This window comes from Pseudomonas mosselii (genome assembly GCF_003205295.1).
Taxonomy (GTDB): domain Bacteria; phylum Pseudomonadota; class Gammaproteobacteria; order Pseudomonadales; family Pseudomonadaceae; genus Aquipseudomonas; species Aquipseudomonas mosselii_B.
In genome coordinates, this window is sequence record NZ_QJRP01000003.1 from 215,545 (window position 1) to 235,155 (window position 19,611).

A 19,611-nucleotide genomic window follows, 5' to 3' on the forward strand; every position below is an offset into this window, starting at 1 on the left:
GGAGCCTTCGGGCTCACCGGTTCTCTCTGCCGGCACGCCAACCCGCACGGCTTCGTCCACCCATCCTGGCGTATGGGCGCGGAGCTTCTTAAAGAGAGAGCTGCAAGGAGATGCACCATGCTCAAGAAGATCGTTTCGGATCCACCCTTCGCATTTGTCGATATCGTCACCTTTCATCGAGAGGTGCAGCCATGAACCAGGAGTCGCTGGTCAACCTCACCCCCCGCAAATCACGTCCCGTCACCGCCAGTGCCCACTTTGGCACCTGCAATCACGCTCATGATCCGATTCTATCGGTACGTTCTGGCGTCGATAGCGAGGATGCACTGGTGTGCGCGGTGGCGGCGTTGAAGGCGGCGTATGAGACCAATGCTGCCGCATTGGAGAAGGCGGGGGAGCCGTTGCGCAGTTTGCTGACGGCGACCGAGAACTCGCTGGAGAAAGGCCTGGCGTTGGCCGAGGCGGTGCTCGATTAGTGCCTGGCTGAAGATCCTGGGGCTGCTGCGCAGCCCTTTCGCGACACAAGGCCGCTCCCACAGGCTGACGCGTCAGTTTGAAAAATTTGAGCAAGACAGTTGCTCCCACAGAGGATCGCAATTTCCTGTGGGAGCGGCCTTGTGTCGCGAAAGGGCCGCGCAGCGGCCCCATTGGCCGGATCAGTTGTTAGACGCTTCACGCACCGCCGCACGCGGCTGACGCCTGCTGCGCACAAACTGATAGGTCACCGCCAGGATCACAAACCAGATCGGCGTCACCACCAGCGCCGAGCGCGTATCCGCCTCCAGGCTCAACAGCACCAGGATGCCGGCAAAGAACACCAGGCACACATAGCACATGAAGCGCCCGCCGGGCATCTTGTAGGTGGACTGCTCATGCAGCGCCGCGCGCTGTTTGCGGTAGCTCAGGTACGACAGCAGGATCAGCGTCCACACGAACATGAACAGCACCGCCGACACCGTCGTCACCAGGGTGAAGGCTTCGATCACGTTGGGTACCAGGTAGATCAGCACCGCGCCCAGCAACAGGCAGGTGCAGGAGAAGTACAGGCCGTTGGCCGGCACCGCGCGGCGCGAGAGTTTCTCGAACGCCTTGGGTGCATCGCCCTCCTGGGCCAGGCCGAACAGCATGCGGCTGGTGGAGAACACGCCGCTGTTGGCCGACGAGGCCGCCGAGGTCAGCACCACGAAGTTGATGATGCTCGCCGCCGCCGGCAGGCCGGCCAGCACGAACAGCTCGACGAACGGGCTCTTGCCCGGCACCACGTCGCGCCATGGGGTGACGGCCATGATGGCGATCAGCGCCAGCACGTAGAACACGATGATGCGGACCGGGATCGAGTTGATCGCCCGCGGCAGGGTGCGCTCGGGGTTCTTCGCTTCAGCGGCGGTGGTGCCCACCAGCTCGATACCGACGAAGGCGAACACGGCGATCTGGAAGCCGGCGAAGAAGCCGAGCATGCCGTTGGGGAACATCCCACCGTCATTCCACAGGTTGGCCAGGGTCGCGGTGTGCCCGCTCGGCGACTGGAAGCCGGTGATGACCATGTACAGACCGGTGGCGACCAGGCCCATGATGGCGATGATCTTGATCAGGGCGAACCAGAATTCCATTTCGCCGAACAGCTTCACGGTCACCAGGTTCAGCGACAGCAACAGGGCCACGCAGCTCAGCGCCGGTATCCACTGTGGCAGGTCGGGGAACCAGAATTGTGTGTAGGCGGCGATCGCCACCACGTCGGCGATGCCGGTGACCACCCAGCAGAACCAGTAGGTCCAGCCGGTGAAGTAGCCGGCCCAGGGGCCGAGCAGATCGGCGGAGAAATCGATGAACGACTTGTAGTTGAGGTTCGACAGCAGCAGCTCGCCCATGGCGCGCATGACGAAGAACAGCATGAAGCCGATGATCATGTAGACGAAGATGATCGACGGGCCGGCCAGGCTGATGGTCTTGCCCGAGCCCATGAACAGGCCGGTGCCGATGGCGCCGCCGATGGCGATGAGCTGGATGTGGCGGTTGGTCAGGTTGCGTTGCAGGTGCTGCTCTTCGGAGGGTGTCTGGGAGGTCCGGGTCATGGGCTGCATTCCATTGAGGGTCAGTCTTTTTGTGAGTGAAAGCCGGGTAGGCTATCACGTCGCGTTCCGATCGCGGGTGTGGCAGATCGGCACGATCTTGGCCGAGCGGCCCGGACTTCTGGCTGACGGGGGTCAATGGTTTTATCGCAGGAGGCGCGTTGGTTGCGCAGGGCTGGACGGACAGTGCCTGTGGGCGAGCGTCTGGGAGGAGAGGGGCCCAGCGGGATCGTCACACAGGCACTTTTCGTATCAAGCCGAAGTATTGGGATGCTTTATTAGGTTCGAGCAGTTGCGGGCTCCGACGTTGGCCTGGTAAAGAGCAGGCGTAAGAGTGTTCGGTAAGAGAAAAGCAATCATTGCTAAGGTCGTTGCTATCGCTGTTGCTGTTGCTGTTGCTGTTGCTGTTGCTGTTGCTGTTGCTGTTGCTGTTGTGGGTTATGGATGATGGTGGTTGTACTCTCCCCTTTTTGGTCAGGGGTATTTGTAAAGTTTACGGTGAGAGGATACTCCTTTCCGCCTGCTGTCTTTTCTTTGATTTTTATTTTTGTATGATCCAATTTTTGAGTGGGGTCGGAAAGGGTTAAGCTAAAATTGCCATCCCTACGTTGAATCGAGAACAGCAAAGGCGTATTCAGTGTCAGATCAAGCTCGGCAAAGGAGAGGGTTGTGTCAGTGTCGTCGAATTTTGAGCCGATGGCAATATCGTCAGTGACTATGGCGTGAAGTTGGTCTTTGAGCGTCAAGCCTTCGATGAGCCAAAAAACTGGGCGCCTTGGAGCTGGTATGACGGGTTGGATGATGCAGGCGTAGTCTCCTTTTTTGTCTTTTGAATTATCTATCCCAAGCGTAAAAATCTCCTCGGTTAGTTTTTCGTCTGACATTCCCGTGTTAATTTCTCTCCATGAGCCTGAACGCTCCGATATCTCGACTGTGATTGTTTGGTTTTCGAGCGGAAAGATGTAGCGTAGATTGTCGTGGCGCACGCCGTGCTTACCATCGAATGTTAATTTTCCAGGTTGGTCGAGCTCTTTCTTTTTACCTTTTTTCGGTCTGACAGTTACTGTGTTTTTGCGTTTTACTTGATTGATAGTGGTGAAAACAGGATGCGACGCTTTTGAGCGATCTCCTGCATTACCCAAACAGATAACCATGTCGTCCAGAACGATAACTGACTTTTTTGCGCCCGTGATATTGCCTTTCGTCAAACACATCGAGGCGACTCCGTTGGTCCCGTCGCTCATGACGCCGCTAAAATCGTCGCTACCCCAGGCGCCTTTTCCCCAATCAATAGTGGGGAAGACAAAGTCCGGAATTTGCTCCACCGTGGTGCCAGGTATTTTTTGCCAGTCCATAACGGGCTGAATGTCTTCGTATTCCTTGCCATGCGACACCAGGAAGTAGCTACCACAACCGAGGTGGTAGCCTTTGAGGTTTTCTCCGTTGCCTGTTTCCGTGCCAACTGTTCGTGTCGATACGGTCTTCGTAAACAGTGCAAACCCTCTGCCTTGAGCGCTCAAGTAATCGTTGTGATAGAACGCCTTGCAGCCATCAGGTTGTGTTTCGCTCTCTCCGTCCGTGACTCTGGACTTGAGGCGCTCCAGCGCTGGTTTGTTACTTGAGCCGGGCATCAGCTCGTCACTCCAGCGCGTCCAATCGTCATTCTTTGTCATGCCACCGCGGCTGAGCGATCGCCCGCAGACGTGAAAGTCGTAATAGCCCTTGTAGGCAAACATTGCCATCCCCTCTGTAATGAACCGCTCAAGCGAGGCGATGGCGGTCGAGTCCAGCGAGAAAGCCCCCGATAGCAACTTCTTGAACGCGAGGATGGTGTTGACCAGCGAAACCCCATAAGACCCGGCATACAGTTGCGAATACACTTTCTTGTCCTGAACGGGGTTGTGCTGGCTGAACGAGTAGTCGTGGCGAATGCCTTCTCCTTGTTCGGGGCCGTCCAGGCCGACCGGCATGCACTGCGCCGCCACGGCTTTCGAGGCCGTGAGTGCATGTGTCAGGTAGGTGGCATCGGTGTTGATCTTCCAGCCGGCGAATGCCCACAGCAACTGGATCAAGGCGTAGTCGCTGCGATTGGCACCTGTGGATTTCAGGCCCAGGTGCGAGGTGCGCTGCAGGTAGGCCACCACGTTGCCGAGCTTGTCGCTGTTGTCGGCGTCGCTCAGCAACAACAGCCCCTGTGCCGCGCGCTTGGCCAGGCCAATCTGGCGCTGCCACCAGTTGCTTGTCTGGAAATCGCGCTCGACGTAGAACACCAGGGCTTTACTGGCGCAGGCGCAATAGTTCGCACGCTCTTTCTCGGGCGCGGTCCTGGCGTAGCTTGCAAGCTGCCTGACGCGCTCCAGATGTTCTTCCAGTGGTTCGACGTTTCTGCCGGCGTCCTGCTCGGGGTAGGTGATATCGGTGAACTGGCCGTCCTTGGCCGCCGCCAACCATTCGGCGGCCTTGCCGGAGGCCGGCAACACCGAAGCCGACGCCAGCAGGTTCTTCAGGTTCTCTGGTGCATCCTTTTCCAGTGCCGCTGTGGAGGTGTCGTCAGCCATTTTCGTCTCCTGCCCCAGGTTGTCGGAGGCGGCGCAATGCTCGCTCCGTTCGGGTAGAACGTCGGCTTTTATCCGGCATCCGACAACTGGCAAAAATGCCAGGTGCCATCGCGCGGCGAGCGGCCACGCAGGGCTCAGGCGTTGCTGAAAACCTTGCGGCGGATCACCAGGCTATCCACCCCCCACATCACCACCATCGAGATCCCCACCAGCGGGAAGGCGACCCCCAGCACCACCATCACCCCCACCGCCGCCTTCCAGCGCGGCAGGTCATGACGCAGCGGCGGCACGCCCAGCCCACCGGCCGGCTTGCGCTTCCACCACATCACCAGCCCGCTCACCGAGCCCAGCAGGATCATCAGGCATACGATCAAAATCACGATCTGGTTCAGCGGCCCGAACATCTTGCCCTCATGCAGCATCACCCCCAGCTCCGTGGCACGCGCCACCGGGCTGTAGTCCTGCCAGCGCACATCGGCCAGCACCTTTCCGGTGTACTGGTCCACATGCAGGGTGGCATCGTTGCGCGGGTCGTCGGCGAACACCGCGATGGTGAACACGCCGTCGGCAGTGGTCGGCAGGGTGATGCTGTAGCCCGGCTCGACCTCGCGCAGATCGGCGATGTTCTCGACCTGCTGCAGGCTTACCTGCGGTGCCGCCGGAGCCTGGTCCATCATGTGGTGCCCGGCGTGCTCGGCATGGGCGCCGGACACCGGCATCGGGGTGTTCTCCATGGCCCACGGCACGGTCTGGCGGTGGGCTTCATTCAGTTCGCGTGCCTGCTTGTCGGACTTGGGCACATCATTCCACATGGCCGCCGGGAAACGGTTCCATAGGTCGGCATACTGCTTGCCCCATAGCCCGGTCCAGGTCATGCCGCTGATCAGCATCAACAGCAGCAGGGCTGAGCCCCAGAATCCTGTAACAGCATGCAGGTCGCGCCACAGCACTCGGCCGCGTGCGCTCAAGCGTGGCCACAGCACGCCCGCGCTGTTGCGCCCGCGTGGCCACCACAAATAGAGGCCGGACACGACCAGGACAATGCCCCAGCCCGCCGCCAGTTCCACCAGCCGGTCACCGACCGTACCGACCATCAGCTCGCCATGCAGGGCGCGGGCGATGGCTTGCAGGTTCTGCTTGCCGTCCTGCGCGCCCAGCACCTTGCCGCTGTATGGATCGACGAACACGTTCATCTCACGACCGCCGTCGTGCACCACGAACTGCGCGCTGCGCTCGGCATTCATCGGTGGCAGGTACTGGCCGACATGGCCCTGTGGATAAGCCTGGCGCACGTTGGCCAGCAGTGTGTCGGCGCCCTGTCGATGATGGCCGGCCTCGACCACCATCAGCTCGCGGTACATCAGTGGGTCGAGCTGTGGCTTGAACAGGTAGATGATCCCGGTGATTGCCAGCAGGATCATGAACGGCGCCACGAACAGCCCGGCATAGAAATGCCAGCGCCACGCAAGGTTGTAGAAGGAAACGTTTGGTTTGCTCATGGGAGCCTCCCGTAGACCTTGGTTGGGCGCGGTCAGGTCCCGCGCCCGTTTGTTGTTGTCAGAAGCTGAAGTCGACCTTGGTCCAGAAGGTCCTGCCTGGCTCGTTGACCGGCTGCACGCTGTTCGCCGGGTAGCCAAACCCGGCGTTCCCGGCCAGGTTCAAGTGCTCGGCGTAGGCCTTGTCGAACAGGTTGTCGACGCCTGCGCTGAGCTTGAGGTTGTTGTTCACCTTGTAGGCACCGTTGAGCGAGAACACGCCGAAGCCGGCGCTCTTGTTGTAGTCCTTGCCCACCACATTGCCCTGGTTCTGGGCGATGCGGTTCTGCTCGGCCACCAGGCGCCACAGGGCTCCGACGCTCCAGGTGTCGCGGCTGTAGGTCAGGCCCAGGCGGCTTTCCAAAGGCGGCATTTGCGGTAGCGCCTTGCCATCACTGCTGTTCTTGCCCCAAGCGTAGGCGAGCGTGGCGTCGGCCTTCCAGTTCTCGGTCAGCTTGTAGGCCGCGCCCAGCTCGCCGCCCATGATTCGGGCATCGATGTTCTGCGCCTGGGAGGTGAGGTTGCCCATCATGTTGCGTTGGTAGTCGAACAGGATGTAGTCGCGGATCTGGCCAACATAGCCCGATGCCCAGGCTTCCAGGCGCTCGTCGCGGTACTGGATGCCGAAGTCGAGCTGGGTGGTTTTCTCCGGTTTGATGCCGTCGAAGGCGTTCACCGAGCCGGCCGGGGCGCGCTTGGGCGAGAACAGCTCCCAGTAGTCAGGGAAGCGCTGGGTGTGGCCCAGGCCGATGTAGGTGGTGGCGGGGATCGCGGCCAGGTCGTGCTCGTAGCGCACGAAGCCGCTGGGCAGGGTGTCGGCGCGGGTGTCGCCCTCGGTGGCGCTGCCTTTGCGGAAGTCGCGGGCCGAGGCGCGGTCCAGGCGGGCGCCGGTGACCAGGCGATCCTCGCCGGTCGCATACCAGGTGAGTTCGCCGAAGGCACCGTAGTTGTGGAAGTCGGCGTCCTTGGTCCAGGGCTTTCCTTTGTGCGCGTTGATGCCCATGCCGCCGCGCTGGCGATGCTCGTTGGTCTGCGCGTCGATGCCGCTGATCAACTGCACGTCGGCCCAGCGCCAGGTGGCCTTGATTCGCGCGCCCATGGTGCGGCGGTCGACGTTGCTGACCATGGGCATGCCCATCATGCCGGTGCCTGACGGGGTGCGCAGAGTGTAGTTGTCCATCACGTGGTCGGCGTAGTTGTAGTAGACCTGCGCCTCGACCTTGTCGAGCACCTCGCCAAGGTTGGATTTCTCGAAGCGCAGGCCCAGGCTTTCGCGCTTGAATTGCGAGCCGTCCATGCCGCGCCCGGCCGAACGCGCTTCGCCGTCGCCCTTGCCTGCGGTCATTTCCAGCAGGGTGTCGGCGTCCGGGGTCCAGCCAACCGAGACATCGCCGTTCCACTTGTCCCAGCGCGAAGGCACGGTGTCGCCGTTGCCATCCTCGAAGTCGTCCGAGTGCGACTGGTTGCCGATGAAGCGTACGTAGCCGAGCTGGTTGCCGGCCGCGGCGTCGAGCACCTTGTCGAAGCGGCCGTTGGAGCCGGCCAGCACGCTGCCGTTTACCCGGCTGCCCAGCTCGCCGAACTTCTCCGGGTCACGTTCGAACAGGATGGTGCCGGCGGAGCCGCCAGGGCCCCAGATCACGCTTTGCGGGCCCTTGATCACCGTGAGGCGGTCGTAGGTTTCCGGCGAGATGTACGAGGTTGGCGCGTCCATGCGGCCCGGGCAGGCGCCGAGCATCATGCCGCCGTTGGTGAGGATGTTCAGGCGTGAGCCAAACATGCCGCGCAGCACCGGGTCGCCGTTGGTGCCACCGGCACGGATCACCGAGAAGCCGGGGATGGTCTTGAGGTAGTCGCCGCCGTCGCTGGCCGGTACGGGCTGGCGTGGGTCCTTGGGGTTGGTGACCACGGTCAGTGGCGAGCTTGGGGCGATGGCGGTGATCACCGTCGGGCTCAGCTCAGCGGTGTCGTGCACATGGCCTTCATGGCCGGTTTCGGCGGCCAAGGCCAGTGGCGCGAGCAGCGAGCCGCACAGCACGGCGATGGTCCCGCGCAGGGAAAGGGCAAAAACAGGGGTGCAGCCGGACATAATGATTCCAGTCGATCAGTCATGAGTCAGCGCGAAGCCTCCTGGCTTCGGGCATTGATAACGTTGTGTTCAGACGAGGATCGAAAGGGGCGGCGCGCGGCTGCGGGCGCCGGGGAATACAGCCTGCCGGGCATGGCCCTGGCGCGTGGCGATGGTGAGGTGGCTGGGTGGGGTGACGCTGCCCGCGCTGAGCGGGCTGAGGGTCTGGGGCAGGGCGGGGCAGTTGAACAGCAGGCTGCAGTAGCCGCACTTCTCCCACATCACATGCAGCTGGCCGTCGTTGCCTTGGCCGTGGTGGTGATCGTGGCCGTGCTCCATGGGCATGGCCATCGACATATCCATGGACATGCCGGCGTGATGCTCCATCGGCATCGACTGGGAAACCAGCGGGCCGATGAAGATCATCCACATGGCGAACAGGCTCAGCCAGCCGCCACCGACGCGCCTGCGATCAGGGCGGGTAGTGCGGGCGGAGCTGTAGCGCGGCAGGCTCATGGCGAGCGCCAGTCAGCTATGGATCAGTGCGCGTGCTCGTGCGTCGCCTGGTCGGCGGGCGGCTGCTTCTGCACGGCGACCTCGACGGTGACGTCACCGGCTTTTTCGAAGTGCAGGGTCAGCGGGAAGCGCTTGCCATCGGTCAGCAGGCTGCGGTCCTTGGGCTGCATGATCATCACGTGGTAGGCGCTGGGGGCGAAGGACAGGTCTTTGCCGGCGGGCACCACCACGCTCTGCACCTGCTGCATCTTCATCGCGCCGGCGGCGCTCATCGCATGCTCGTGCAGCTGGGCGTCGGTACTGATCGGCGTGTCCACCGAAAGCAGGCGGTCATCGGCCTTGCCGTTGTTGTGCACGACGAAGTAGGCCGCGACGTTGGGCGCGTTCGGCGGCAGCTCCAGCGACCAGGGGTGGGCGATGTGCAGGTCGCCGACGCTGTACTCGTGGGCGTTGGCGTAGGCGCCGGGCAGCAGCAGGGCGGCCAGGACGAGGGCTTGCTTGAGCATGGGTGAGTCTCCGGTCTGTTCAGGTTCTGAAGGACAGCGTAGTGAACTCAGGCCAGAGGAGAGGCACGGGGATTGAGCGCGGGCCAGAGCTGGCGCGGCGTGGGTTGGTAGTCGGCGAGGTGTTGTAGGTGGCCTGCCGGCTGCACGGGCGGGTTGTGCAACTGCGGCGGGTAGCCGGGCAGGGCCAGCAAGGGCGCGGCGCCCAGGCAGCACCAGCAGTTCATCATGCTGGCGCTGTCGTCGCTTTGCGTGCCCAGGTCGATCTTGGCCAGGGCCTGGACATCGACCTTGGCCTTGCCGGCCATGCTGGAACAGAAAGCCCCCCACAGCAGCTGCTCGGCCGGGCCTTTCGGCGCGGCGGAGGACAGCGGCATGGCCAGCAGGTTGAACAGCACTGCGAAGCAGGCTATCCAGGCGATGTGCCGACGTGGGGGCATGGAGAGATCCGGTCAGGAATCGTGATGGCTATTGTACGGCGGAGTATAGGTAAAAAAGCCGGGGTGCGGTGAAGTGCCGCACCTGGGGGCTGCTGCGCAGCCCATCGCGACACAAGGCCGCTCCCACAGGAGGATACGTTTCCCTGTGGGAGCAACTGTCTTGCTCAAATGCTAAAAGCTGGCGCAATTACTGTGGGAGCGGCCTTGTGTCGCGAAAGGGGCGCAAAGCGCCCCCGGCGTTATCAGGCCTTGCCACGCCCCATCAGCCCACGCACGGTCTCCTGCAAGTCTGCCGGCAGCACCACCACCTTGGCATTGTCGCTACCCGCCAGGTTCTCCATCGCCCCGATATACCGCTCACCCAGCAGGTACATGGCCGGCACGGTCTCGCTGCCCACCGCTTCCTTGACCAGGGTGATCGCCCGCGCCGACGCCTCGGCCAGGTTGACCTGGGCTTCGGCATCCAGCTTGGCCGCCTGCAGGCGCGCTTCAGCTTCGAGAATCGCCGCCTGCTTGTTGCCTTCGGCGCGAGTCACGTCGGCCTTACGCTCACGCTCGGCGGCGGCCTGGCGCTCCATGGCGGTCTGCATGCTCGGCGATGGCTTGATGTCCTGGATTTCCACCGAGCGCACGGTCACGCCCCAGTCTTCGGTCTGCTCGGACATCGCCTCGCGCAGGCGCGCCTTGATCTGCTCGCGGCTGGACAGCGCTTCGTCCAGGTCCATGGCGCCGACGATGGCGCGCAGCGAGGTCATGGTCAGGCTGGTCACGGCGAACGAGAAGTTCTGCACGCCGTACGAGGCCTTCTGCGGGTCGACCACCTTGGCGAAGCACAGGGCGTTGGCGACGATCACCGCGTTGTCCTTGGTGATGATCTCCTGCTGCTGCACGTCGAGGATGATGTCCTTGGTCGGCAGGCGGTAGGCGACCACGTCCATGTAAGGGATGACGATGTTCAGGCCGGGCTTGAGGGTGCTGTGGTAGCGGCCCAGGCGCTCGACGATCCATTCCTCGCCCTGGGGCACGATGCGCACCCCCTTGAACACGGTGATCAGGACGAATGCGGCGAGGGTGCCGACGACGATGAGGCTGGTCATGCTTGCGAACTTCCTTTTAGTGCGGATTCAGGCCCGGGTGACCCGGGCGGTGTTGCCTTCGATGGCGGCCAGGCGCACGCGCTCGCCGGCGGGGATGTCGTTGTCGGCGACGCAGGTCCATTCCTCGTTGCCGAGGATCGGTTTCTGGAAGCGCACGCGGCCTTTCTGGAACTGCGACACGCTGGTGGTCAGCAGGCCGACCTCGCCGATCACGCTGTCGGCGGTCCAGCGTACATCCGGCTTCTTGCGGCGGAACACCTTGAACCAGAGCACGGTGGTGAGCGACGAGAACACTACCCACAGCAGGCCCTGTATATCGAGTTGCAGGCTGGGGGCGAGCAGCGAGATCAACGACACCAGCACGGCGCCGATGCCGAACCAGAGGATGAAGAAGGTGGGGAGCACCAGTTCCAGCAGGATCAGGGCCACGCCGAAGACGAGCCAGATCCACCATTGCATTTCCATATGGTTGGAGCCTTCCAGAAGGGGAGAGGTGATTCTACGGCAGGATCAAGGCACAGGGCCATCTCGTGATCGTCAGCGTGGGTATGTCACCCAGTCTTCCACACGCAACCCCGGAACACGCTGGAACTCGCGCAGGTTGTTGGTCACCAGCGTGAGGCCGCGAGCGCGGGCGTGGCCGGCAATCATTCTGTGGTAGGGGCCGATGGGCGTGCCGGCCTTGGCCAGCTCCGCACGTAGCTGCGCGGTGTGAGCGGCGCCCTGAATGTCGTAGTCAAGCACATCGAGCCGTGCGGCGAACCCCTCGACAATGGCCAGGTTACGTTCCGGCGCGGCGGATTTTTCCGCACCGTAGATCAACTCCATCAGGGTTACCGTGCTGATGGCCAGTTGGCCGTGGTAGCGATTGAATGCCTCGCGCACCACCTGTGGCTTGTTCTTGATGGTGAAAATGCAGATGTTGGTATCGAGCATGTACCTGAGCATCAGAATCCTTCGCGCTCCTGGTCGGCTGGCTGTTCCCTGCTTGCCATGAAGTCCGCACTCACATCGTCACCCTCGAACCAGCTGTCCCAGCTTTCGCCGGCAGGCGAGATGATACGGGAACGGCCCACCGCGACGATGTCCACGCGGGTGACGTCTTCTGGAAGAGCGAGGGCTTTTGGCATGCGGATAGCCTGGCTGCGGTTGCTTTTGAAGACTGCACCTTGCTCCATGATGGGCCTCCTTGAAAGCACAAATGTATGTCTGGAGTTTAATTCCAGGATTGGATATGTCAATGGGATATACAGTGTGCGAGTCAGGCCTTGGACTGGCCGAGTGCCTCCAGTAGCGACCCCGCATCCTGAAACGCCCGATCCACTTCCGGCAGCACCGGCCGCTTGAGTACCAGCACTGGAATCCCGCGCTCCCGCGCCACTTCCAGCTTCGGCTCGGTGGCCGTGCTGCCGCTGTTTTTGCTCACCAGCACGTCAATCTGCCGACGCTCGAACAGGGCACGTTCATCGTCGATGAGGAAGGGCCCGCGAGCACCAATCACCTCGCAGCGTTCATTGCCGGGGCACGCCTCGAGGGCGCGCAGGGTCCAGAACTGGTGTGGCGGGATTTCGTCCAGATGTTGCAGGGGTTCGCGACCAAGCGTGAACAAGGGGCGTTCGAATGAGGTCAGCGCCTCGATCAGCCCGGCCCAGTCCTCGACTTCGCGCCAGTCATCGCCAGGTTGTGCCTGCCACGCCGGGCGGCGCAGGGCCCAGCAGGAAATGCCTGCGCTGCGCGCGGCGAGAGCCGCATTGCGGCTGATCTGGGCGGCGTAGGGGTGGGTGGCGTCGATCAGCAAGCCGATACCGGCATCGCGAAGGTATTCGGCCAGGCCTTCGGCACCGCCATAGCCACCGACCCGCACCTGGCAGGCCAGGTCCTGGGGCACTCGGCCAATTCCGGCGAGGCTGTAGATATGCTGCGGACCGAGCCGGCGGGCGATGGCCAGGGCTTCGGTGACGCCGCCGAGGAGCAGGATGCGCTCGTTCATGCCACTCCCGCCTTGCCGACAATGCCGCCCTGGCGATCGATGGCGAACACTTCCACCTGCACCTGGGCAGGCACCACGCTGCGGGCGAAGACCAGGGCATGGCGGCACACCTCATCGCCCAGGGCGATGCCAGCGGCATGCGCGAGGGCGAGGGCCTGCTGGCTGGTGTTGGCGGCGATGATCGCCTGTTGCAGTGCCGCGTCCGCGCCAATGGCCGCCGCCCAGCCCGCGAGCTGTGGCAGGTCGATGCTGGAATGGCGGCTGTGCAGGTCCATGTGCCCGGCCGCCAGCTTGCTGATCTTGCCGAAACCACCACATAGCGTGAGCCGCGGCACGGGCACCTTGCGCAGATGCTTGAGCACGGCGCCGACGAAGTCGCCCATCTCGATCAGGGCGATCTCCGGCAGGTTGTAGACCCGGCGCATGGTGTCTTCGCTGGCGTTGCCGGTGCAGGCGGCGATATGGGTGTAGCCGTTGGTGTGGGCGACGTCGATGCCCTGGTGGATCGAGGCAATGTAGGCCGAGCAGGAAAATGGCCGGACGATGCCGCTGGTGCCCAGGATCGACAGTCCGCCGAGGATGCCCAGGCGCGGGTTCATGGTCTTCAGGGCCAGCTGTTCGCCGCCTTGCACGTTGACCGTCACCTCGAAACCGCCGTGGTAGCCGCAATCGCCCGCCAGTTGCAGCAGATGGTCGCTGATCATCTTGCGCGGCACCGGGTTGATGGCCGGTTCACCGACTGCCAGCACCAGCCCCGGGCGGGTCACGGTACCCACGCCCGTGCCCGCGACGAAGCGAACGCCAGGCTCGGCGAGCAGGCGCACCTGGCTGTAGAGCAGGGCGCCGTGGGTCACGTCGGGATCGTCGCCGGCATCCTTCAAGGTACCGGCCTCGGCCATGTCACCCTTGAGGTGGCAGAACTCCAGGCGCATCTGCACCACCTTGCCCTTGGGCAGGGTGATTTCCACCGCGTCGTGCCGTTGCCCGGTCAGCAGCAGGCGTGCCGCCGCCAGGCTGGTGGCGGTGGCGCAGCTGCCGGTGGTCAGGCCGCTGCGCAGCGGCGCGGGCTGTTCGCGGGTTTCTTCACGCATCGAGGGGCTTCACCACGTCGAGCAGGGTGATCGGCAGGGCCTGGCGCCAGGTGTCGAAACTGCCCAGAGGCTGGGTGTGGGCGATGTGGATGCGAGTCAGCTCGCCGCCATGCTGGTCGCGGAACTGCGCCAGGGCGACCTCGCTTTGCAGCGTGACGGCGTTGGCAACCAGGCGCCCGCCCGGCAGCAGGCGCTCCCAGCACAGGTCGAGCATGCCTTCGCGGGTGACGCCGCCGCCGATGAAGATCGCGTCCGGACGCTCCAGCCCGGCCAACGCTTCGGGGGCCTTGCCGCGAATCAGTTGCAGGCCGGGCACGCCAAGGGTGTCGCGGTTGTGTTCGATAAAGCCCTGTCGGCCCTCGTCGGCCTCGATCGCAAGGGTGCGGCAGCTGGGGTGGGCGCGCATCCATTCGATGCCGATGGAGCCGCAGCCAGCACCTACGTCCCACAGCAGCTCACCGGGTTGTGGTGCCAGGCGAGCCAGGGTGATCGCTCGCACGTCGCGCTTGGTCAGCTGGCCGTCGTGACGGAAGGCGCTGTCGGGCAGGCCGGCCACGCGCGGCAGGCGTGGGGTGTCGGGCGAGGCCTGGCATTCGATGGCGACCAGGTTGAGCGTGGCGATGTCGGTGTGCGGCCAGTCGTCGGCGGTGCCGCTCAGCATTCGCTCCTGCGGGCCGCCGAGGTGTTCGAACACCTGGAGACGGCTGGGGCCGAAGCCTCGTTCGCACAGCTGCGCGGCGATGGCCGCCGGACTGCTTTCGTCGTTGCTCAACACCAGCAGGCGCACGCCGCTGTGCAGATGGGCATTGAGCGCGGCCAGTGGGCGTGCCACCACCGAGACCACCTGCACCTCCTGCAACGGCCAGCCCAGGCGGGCAGCGGCAAGGGCGCAGGAGGAGGGCATCGACAGCACTTGCAGTTCCTCGGCGGGCAGCTGGCGCGCCAGGCTGGCGCCGACGCCGTAGAACATTGGGTCGCCGCTGGCCAGCACGCACACCGGCTCGCCGCGCAGGTCCATGACCGGGGCCAGCGAGAAAGGGCTGGGCCAGTGCAACTGCTCGGCGGTCACGCAGCGGGGTAGCAGGGCCAGCTGGCGTGGGGCCCCGATGATTCGCGTGGCCGACAGCAGGGCGCGCCGGGCCTGCTTGCCCAGGCCGCTGAAACCGTCTTCGCCGATGCCTATTACTGTCAGCCAGGGGGCCATCTGTTCCTCGTACCTTCCATTGATCGCGGGGCAAGCCCGCTTCCACGAAGTGACGTGGGAGCGGGCTTGCCCCGCGATTCGTCTTAGCGTTCGACCACCGGTTTTTCATGCCGCCGGACAAAGCAGGCATAATACCGCGCCTTCTACACTGAAGCGCACTTTCACGATTGCCGGATGCCCCCTTGACGCAGCCCCCGTCCCCCGAAGTTTCGCCCCGTCCCTCGGCCTGTCCGGGGTTGTGGCGCATCGTTGCCGCGCGCGACGGCGGCATTTGCCGGATCAAGCTACCTGGTGGCCTGCTGCTGGCCGACCAGGCCGATGCCGTGGCCGAGGCTGCCGAGCGCTTCGCCAGTGGGGTGATCGAGGCAACCAACCGGGCCAACCTGCAGATCCGTGGCATCGGTGACGACCGTCGGGGCCTGGTCGAGCATCTGCTGGCTGCAGGGCTCGGCCCGCGTGACGCGGCGGGTGATGATGTACGCAACCTCATGCTCAGCCCTCTGTCCGGGCTCGATCCGGCCATGCTGTTCGACACCCGGCCGTTGGCCGGGCAGATCCTCGACCTGCTGGAAAGCACACCCAGGTTCCACAAGCTGTCGGCCAAGTTCGCCGTGCAACTCGATGGCGGCGAAGCGCTGGCGATGCTCGATCACTCCCATGACCTGTGGCTGTCCGCCATGCCGCACGAAGGACGTATCTGGTTGCGCTTCGGGCTCGCGAGCAGCCTGTCAAATGGCCAGGCGTTGGGGGCAGTGCCGGTGGAACAGGGGCTGGCGCTGGTGCGCGCGGTGCTGGAGCGGTTCCTCGATCTGGCGACGCCCGAACAGTCGCGCATGCGTCAATTGCTGCAGGTGTGCCCGGTGGAGCACTTCCTCGAAGGGCTGGCGATCCAGATCGACGCCATGTCGATGGCCTGGCCGCGCCCCGTGGCGACAAGCCCGTGGCTGGGCGTGTTGCCCCAGCGCCAGGGCGTTGCCCTGGGCGTCGCGCCACCCCTCGGGCGCCTGACCCCCGCCATGCTGCGTGGTGCCGCGCGTATTGCCCGGCAATGGGGCGATGGCAGCCTGCGGCTGAGCCCTTGGCAGAGCCTGGTACTGACTTCCCTCAAGCCTGGCGAACTGGAAAACGCACGCGCGCAACTGACGGCGTCAGGCATGCTCTGTTACAACGAGCATCCGCTGGCGCGGGTTGTCGCCTGCACCGGATCCAGCGGCTGCGCCAAGGCCCAGGCCGACACCAAGGCCGACGCCGTCACCCTGGCCAACCTGTTGCACCACGGAGCCCCAGGCAGCGTGCACCTGTCCGCCTGCTCACGTTCCTGCGCCATGGCCCACGCCGCCCCGGCCACCCTGCTGGCCCGGGCCCCGGGCCGCTATGACCTTTACTTGCGCGACGCGCGCCTGCCGGGCTTCGGCAGGCTGCGCGCAGCCGACCTCACCCCAGAAGAAGCAGGCGCCATGCTCGACCTGCCGACGGAGCACCTTGATGATTGACTACATCCGCGATGGTCAGGAGATCTATCGCAATTCCTTCCGGATCATTCGCGAGGAGGCCCGGCTCGAGCGGATCCCCGCCGATCTCGAAAAGCTCGCTGTGCGCGTGATCCATGCCTGCGGCATGGTCGAGGCCATCGATGGCCTGCAGTTCTCCGAAGGCGCCGGTACCGCCGGCCGCGAGGCCCTGGCCAAGGGCGCGCCGATCCTCTGCGATGCGCACATGGTCGCCGAAGGCATCACCCGCGCCCGCCTGCCGGCCAGCAACCCGGTGATCTGCACCCTGCGCGACCCGAGCGTGCCGGATTTGGCCAAGGCTGAGGGCAACACCCGCTCGGCGGTGGCCCTGGAGCTGTGGCGCCCGCACCTGGAGGGCAGCGTGGTGGTGATCGGCAACGCGCCGACCGCGTTGTTCTACCTGCTGGAAATGCTCGATGCCGGTGCACCGAAACCGGCGCTGATCCTCGGCTTCCCGGTCGGCTTCGTCGGCGCCGCCGAGTCCAAGGCGATGCTCGCCGCCGACAGCCGTGGCGTGCCGTTCGTGATCATGCAGGGCCGCCTGGGCGGCAGCGCGATGGCCGCCGCCGCGGTCAACGCCCTGGCCACGGAGGTGGAATGATGCACGCACGCGGACGACTGCTGGGCCTGGGCGTGGGCCCGGGCGATCCCGAGCTGATCACGGTCAAGGCCCTGCGCCTGCTGCGCGAGGCCCCCGTGGTGGCGTACTTCGTGGCCAAGGGCAAGCGCGGCAACGCCTTCGGTATCATCGAAGCGCACCTGCAAGCCGAACAGACCCTGCTGCCGCTGGTATACCCGGTGACCACCGAGGCGCTGCCCGCGCCGCTCTCCTATGAGCAGGTGATCAGCGACTTCTACGACGAAGCCAGCCTGCAGGTTGCCGCGCACCTGGACGCCGGCCGCGACGTGGCGGTGATCTGCGAAGGGGATCCGTTCTTCTACGGCTCCTACATGTACCTGCACGATCGCCTGGCCTCGCGCTACGAGGCCCAGGTGATCCCCGGTGTCTGCTCGATGCTCGGTGGCGCCTCGGTACTCGGTGCGCCGCTGGTGTATCGCAACCAGACCCTCACCGTGCTCTCCGGCGTGTTGCCCCATGAAGAGCTCAAGCAGCGCCTGGCCACTGCCGACGCGGCAGTGATCATGAAACTGGGGCGCAACTTCCCCAAGGTGCGCCAGGTGCTCGGCGAGCTGGGCCTGGATAGCCGTGCGCTGTACGTGGAGCGGGCGACCATGGCCAACCAGAAAATCGTCGCGCTGGATGAAGTCGACCCGCAGTCCTCGCCGTACTTCTCGCTGATCATCGTGCCGGGTGAGAAATGGCAGGGATGATCAAGGCACCGGCAATCGTCATTCTCGGCCCGGGCAGCCTGGCTACCGCGCAGCGAATCCAGCAACGTTATCCACAGGCCGTGATCCATGGCCTGCAAGGGCGTGTGGAGGGTGCCGACCAATACTACGCAGTCTTCGGCGACACCCTGCGCGAGCTGTATCAACAAGACACGCCGATCATCGCCTTGTGCGCGGCGGGTATCGTGATTCGCACCCTGGCGCCGCTGTTGAGCGAAAAAGGCGTCGAGCCACCGGTGCTGGCCGTGGCCGAGGACGGCAGCGCCGTGGTGCCGCTGCTCGGTGGCCTGGGCGGGGTCAATGTCATGGCCCGCGAAATCGGCGAGGCACTGGGTGTAAGCGCGGCAATCACCACCAGTGGCGAGCTGCGCTTCGGCACCTGCCTGCTCAACCCGCCCGAGGGTTATGCACTGGCGGACCTGGAACAGGGCAAGCGCTTCGTCTCCGACCTGCTGGCGGGTGAAACCGTGCGTGTCGAAGGCGACGCGCCGTGGCTCGAGCACGCGCAGTTGCCCGCCAGTGACGATGCGCAACGCACTATCCACGTGGGCAGCGCACTGCGTCCGGCCAGCCGTGACGAACTGGTGATCCACGCGCGTTGCGTGGTGGTGGCGGTTACAGTCGGTAGCGCTGACCTGGCGCAACAGGTGCGCGAGGAGCTGCTGCGAGCGAACATTGCCGAGCCCGCGTTGGCCTGCCTGCTGGCGAGCGAAGCCGAGATGGCGGAGCCGACGCTGCACGAGGCTGCCCAGGCGCTGAACGTCGCCCTGCGCTTTGTCCCGGCCGCCGAGAGCCTGGAGCGGATGCTGGCTGATGCATTGCCGCAAGCGCGTCTAGGTTCGTCCGTGGGGCTCGCCCACGCCGTTGCCGCGGCACCGGTCGACATCGACCGCGTTGGCCGTCGCCGGGGTCGCCTGGCCGTGATCGGCTTGGGCCCTGGTGCCGCCGAGCTGATGGTGCCGGCGGTCAAGGCCGAGCTGGCGCGCGCCCAGGATGTGCTCGGTTACGAAACCTACGTGCGCATGGCCGGCCCCTTCCGCGACGATCAAGTGCTGCACTGCACCGACAACCGCGAAGAGATGCAGCGCGCCCGCCATGCCTTCGAGCTGGCGGCCCAGGGCCGTTCGGTGGTGGTGGTGTCGTCGGGTGATCCGGGCGTATTCGCCATGGCCGCCGCAGTGCTCGAAGCGTTGCACGAGTCCAGCGACCCGGCCTGGCAGAGCGTCGAGTTGGAGATTCTTCCCGGCGTCTCGGCCTCGCTGGCCACCGCCGCGCAAGCGGGGGCGCCGCTGGGGCATGATTTCTGCGTGATGTCGCTGTCGGACAACCTCAAGCCCTGGTCGATCATCGAGAAGCGCCTCGACCTGGCGGCCCAGGCGGATCTGGTGCTGGCGTTCTACAACCCGATCTCCAAGGCCCGGCCTCATCAGTTGGGCGGGGCGCTGGAGGTGGTACGTCGTCATCGCGACGCAGGCACCCCCGTGGTGCTGGGCCGTGATATCGGCCGGCCGGGCCAGACCCTGCGGGTAGTGACCCTGGGCGAGCTGCTGCCGGAGATGGTCGACATGCGCACCATGGTGCTGGTCGGCTCCTCGACCACCTGCACCTTCGCCCGGGCCGACGGCGGCCAGTGGGTGTACACGCCGCGCTGGTATCCCGCCAAGCCCTGAGCGTAGCCG

19 protein-coding genes are annotated in these 19,611 nt (G+C 64.6%); 5 read left to right on the top strand and 14 right to left on the bottom strand.

The window, feature by feature from the left end:
* Positions 1-191 precede the first annotated feature (191 nt).
* On the top strand, positions 192-476 hold the full coding sequence (locus DMX06_RS04495) for a hypothetical protein (RefSeq protein WP_110734989.1): 285 nt from the start codon (positions 192-194) through the stop codon (positions 474-476).
* A 180-nt stretch (positions 477-656) separates the two neighbouring features.
* Here DMX06_RS04495 and cycA read toward each other — a convergent pair whose 3' ends face one another.
* From cycA to cbiE, 14 genes are all read right to left on the bottom strand, one after another.
* Positions 657-2,072, bottom strand: coding sequence for a D-serine/D-alanine/glycine transporter (gene cycA, locus DMX06_RS04505; RefSeq protein WP_110734993.1), 1,416 nt, complete (start codon positions 2,070-2,072; stop codon positions 657-659).
* A 371-nt stretch (positions 2,073-2,443) separates the two neighbouring features.
* Positions 2,444-4,627, bottom strand: coding sequence for a polysaccharide lyase family 8 super-sandwich domain-containing protein (locus DMX06_RS04510; protein WP_110734996.1), 2,184 nt, complete (start codon positions 4,625-4,627; stop codon positions 2,444-2,446).
* Between the two features lie 134 nt (positions 4,628-4,761).
* A complete protein-coding gene (locus tag DMX06_RS04515) occupies positions 4,762-6,126 on the bottom strand; it encodes a PepSY-associated TM helix domain-containing protein (protein WP_110734999.1) in 1,365 nt (454 codons plus the stop codon).
* 58 nt (positions 6,127-6,184) lie between these two features.
* Positions 6,185-8,251: a TonB-dependent copper receptor gene (locus tag DMX06_RS04520; protein WP_110735001.1), complete on the bottom strand. Its 2,067-nt coding sequence runs from the start codon at positions 8,249-8,251 to the stop codon at positions 6,185-6,187.
* Between the two features lie 69 nt (positions 8,252-8,320).
* Positions 8,321-8,746, bottom strand: a complete 426-nt coding sequence (locus tag DMX06_RS04525; RefSeq protein ID WP_110735003.1) for a DUF2946 domain-containing protein — start codon at positions 8,744-8,746, stop codon at positions 8,321-8,323.
* A gap of 23 nt (positions 8,747-8,769) precedes the next feature.
* A complete protein-coding gene (locus DMX06_RS04530; RefSeq protein WP_110735005.1) occupies positions 8,770-9,252 on the bottom strand; it encodes a copper chaperone PCu(A)C in 483 nt (160 codons plus the stop codon).
* A gap of 47 nt (positions 9,253-9,299) precedes the next feature.
* Positions 9,300-9,689: a DUF2946 domain-containing protein gene (locus DMX06_RS04535; protein WP_110735007.1), complete on the bottom strand. Its 390-nt coding sequence runs from the start codon at positions 9,687-9,689 to the stop codon at positions 9,300-9,302.
* Between the two features lie 242 nt (positions 9,690-9,931).
* The gene (locus DMX06_RS04540; protein WP_110735010.1) at positions 9,932-10,786 is read right to left on the bottom strand and encodes an SPFH domain-containing protein; all 855 of its coding nucleotides are present in this window, start codon (positions 10,784-10,786) and stop codon (positions 9,932-9,934) included.
* 27 nt (positions 10,787-10,813) lie between these two features.
* Positions 10,814-11,251, bottom strand: a complete 438-nt coding sequence (locus tag DMX06_RS04545; RefSeq protein WP_110735012.1) for an NfeD family protein — start codon at positions 11,249-11,251, stop codon at positions 10,814-10,816.
* Between the two features lie 72 nt (positions 11,252-11,323).
* On the bottom strand, positions 11,324-11,734 hold the full coding sequence (gene vapC, locus DMX06_RS04550; protein ID WP_110735014.1) for a type II toxin-antitoxin system tRNA(fMet)-specific endonuclease VapC: 411 nt from the start codon (positions 11,732-11,734) through the stop codon (positions 11,324-11,326).
* The gene (gene vapB / locus DMX06_RS04555) at positions 11,734-11,964 is read right to left on the bottom strand and encodes a type II toxin-antitoxin system VapB family antitoxin (RefSeq protein ID WP_011535889.1); all 231 of its coding nucleotides are present in this window, start codon (positions 11,962-11,964) and stop codon (positions 11,734-11,736) included. The genes vapC and vapB overlap by 1 nt, the downstream gene beginning before the upstream one ends.
* 83 nt (positions 11,965-12,047) lie before the next feature.
* Positions 12,048-12,776 (bottom strand): cobalt-precorrin-6A reductase, encoded by a 729-nt coding sequence (locus tag DMX06_RS04560; RefSeq protein WP_110735017.1) that lies wholly within the window; start codon positions 12,774-12,776, stop codon positions 12,048-12,050.
* Positions 12,773-13,867: a cobalt-precorrin-5B (C(1))-methyltransferase gene (locus DMX06_RS04565; protein ID WP_110735019.1), complete on the bottom strand. Its 1,095-nt coding sequence runs from the start codon at positions 13,865-13,867 to the stop codon at positions 12,773-12,775. The genes DMX06_RS04560 and DMX06_RS04565 overlap by 4 nt, the downstream gene beginning before the upstream one ends.
* Positions 13,860-15,071, bottom strand: a complete 1,212-nt coding sequence (cbiE, locus tag DMX06_RS04570) for a precorrin-6y C5,15-methyltransferase (decarboxylating) subunit CbiE (RefSeq protein WP_110735021.1) — start codon at positions 15,069-15,071, stop codon at positions 13,860-13,862. The genes DMX06_RS04565 and cbiE overlap by 8 nt, the downstream gene beginning before the upstream one ends.
* Before the next feature lie 167 nt (positions 15,072-15,238).
* Between cbiE and cobG the strand changes: the two genes are divergently transcribed.
* Genes cobG through cobJ form a run of 4 tightly spaced genes read left to right on the top strand, consistent with a single transcriptional unit; the run spans position 15,239 to position 19,602 of the window.
* On the top strand, positions 15,239-16,564 hold the full coding sequence (gene cobG, locus DMX06_RS04575; RefSeq protein WP_181427777.1) for a precorrin-3B synthase: 1,326 nt from the start codon (positions 15,239-15,241) through the stop codon (positions 16,562-16,564).
* A complete protein-coding gene (locus tag DMX06_RS04580) occupies positions 16,557-17,183 on the top strand; it encodes a precorrin-8X methylmutase (protein ID WP_110735027.1) in 627 nt (208 codons plus the stop codon). The genes cobG and DMX06_RS04580 overlap by 8 nt, the downstream gene beginning before the upstream one ends.
* Positions 17,180-17,914 (top strand): precorrin-2 C(20)-methyltransferase, encoded by a 735-nt coding sequence (locus tag DMX06_RS04585; RefSeq protein WP_181427778.1) that lies wholly within the window; start codon positions 17,180-17,182, stop codon positions 17,912-17,914. The genes DMX06_RS04580 and DMX06_RS04585 overlap by 4 nt, the downstream gene beginning before the upstream one ends.
* Complete coding sequence (gene cobJ, locus DMX06_RS04590; RefSeq protein WP_110735031.1) at positions 17,902-19,602, top strand: precorrin-3B C(17)-methyltransferase; 1,701 nt, start codon at positions 17,902-17,904, stop codon at positions 19,600-19,602. Before DMX06_RS04585 ends, cobJ begins: the two co-directional genes overlap by 13 nt.
* Positions 19,603-19,611 lie beyond the last annotated feature (9 nt).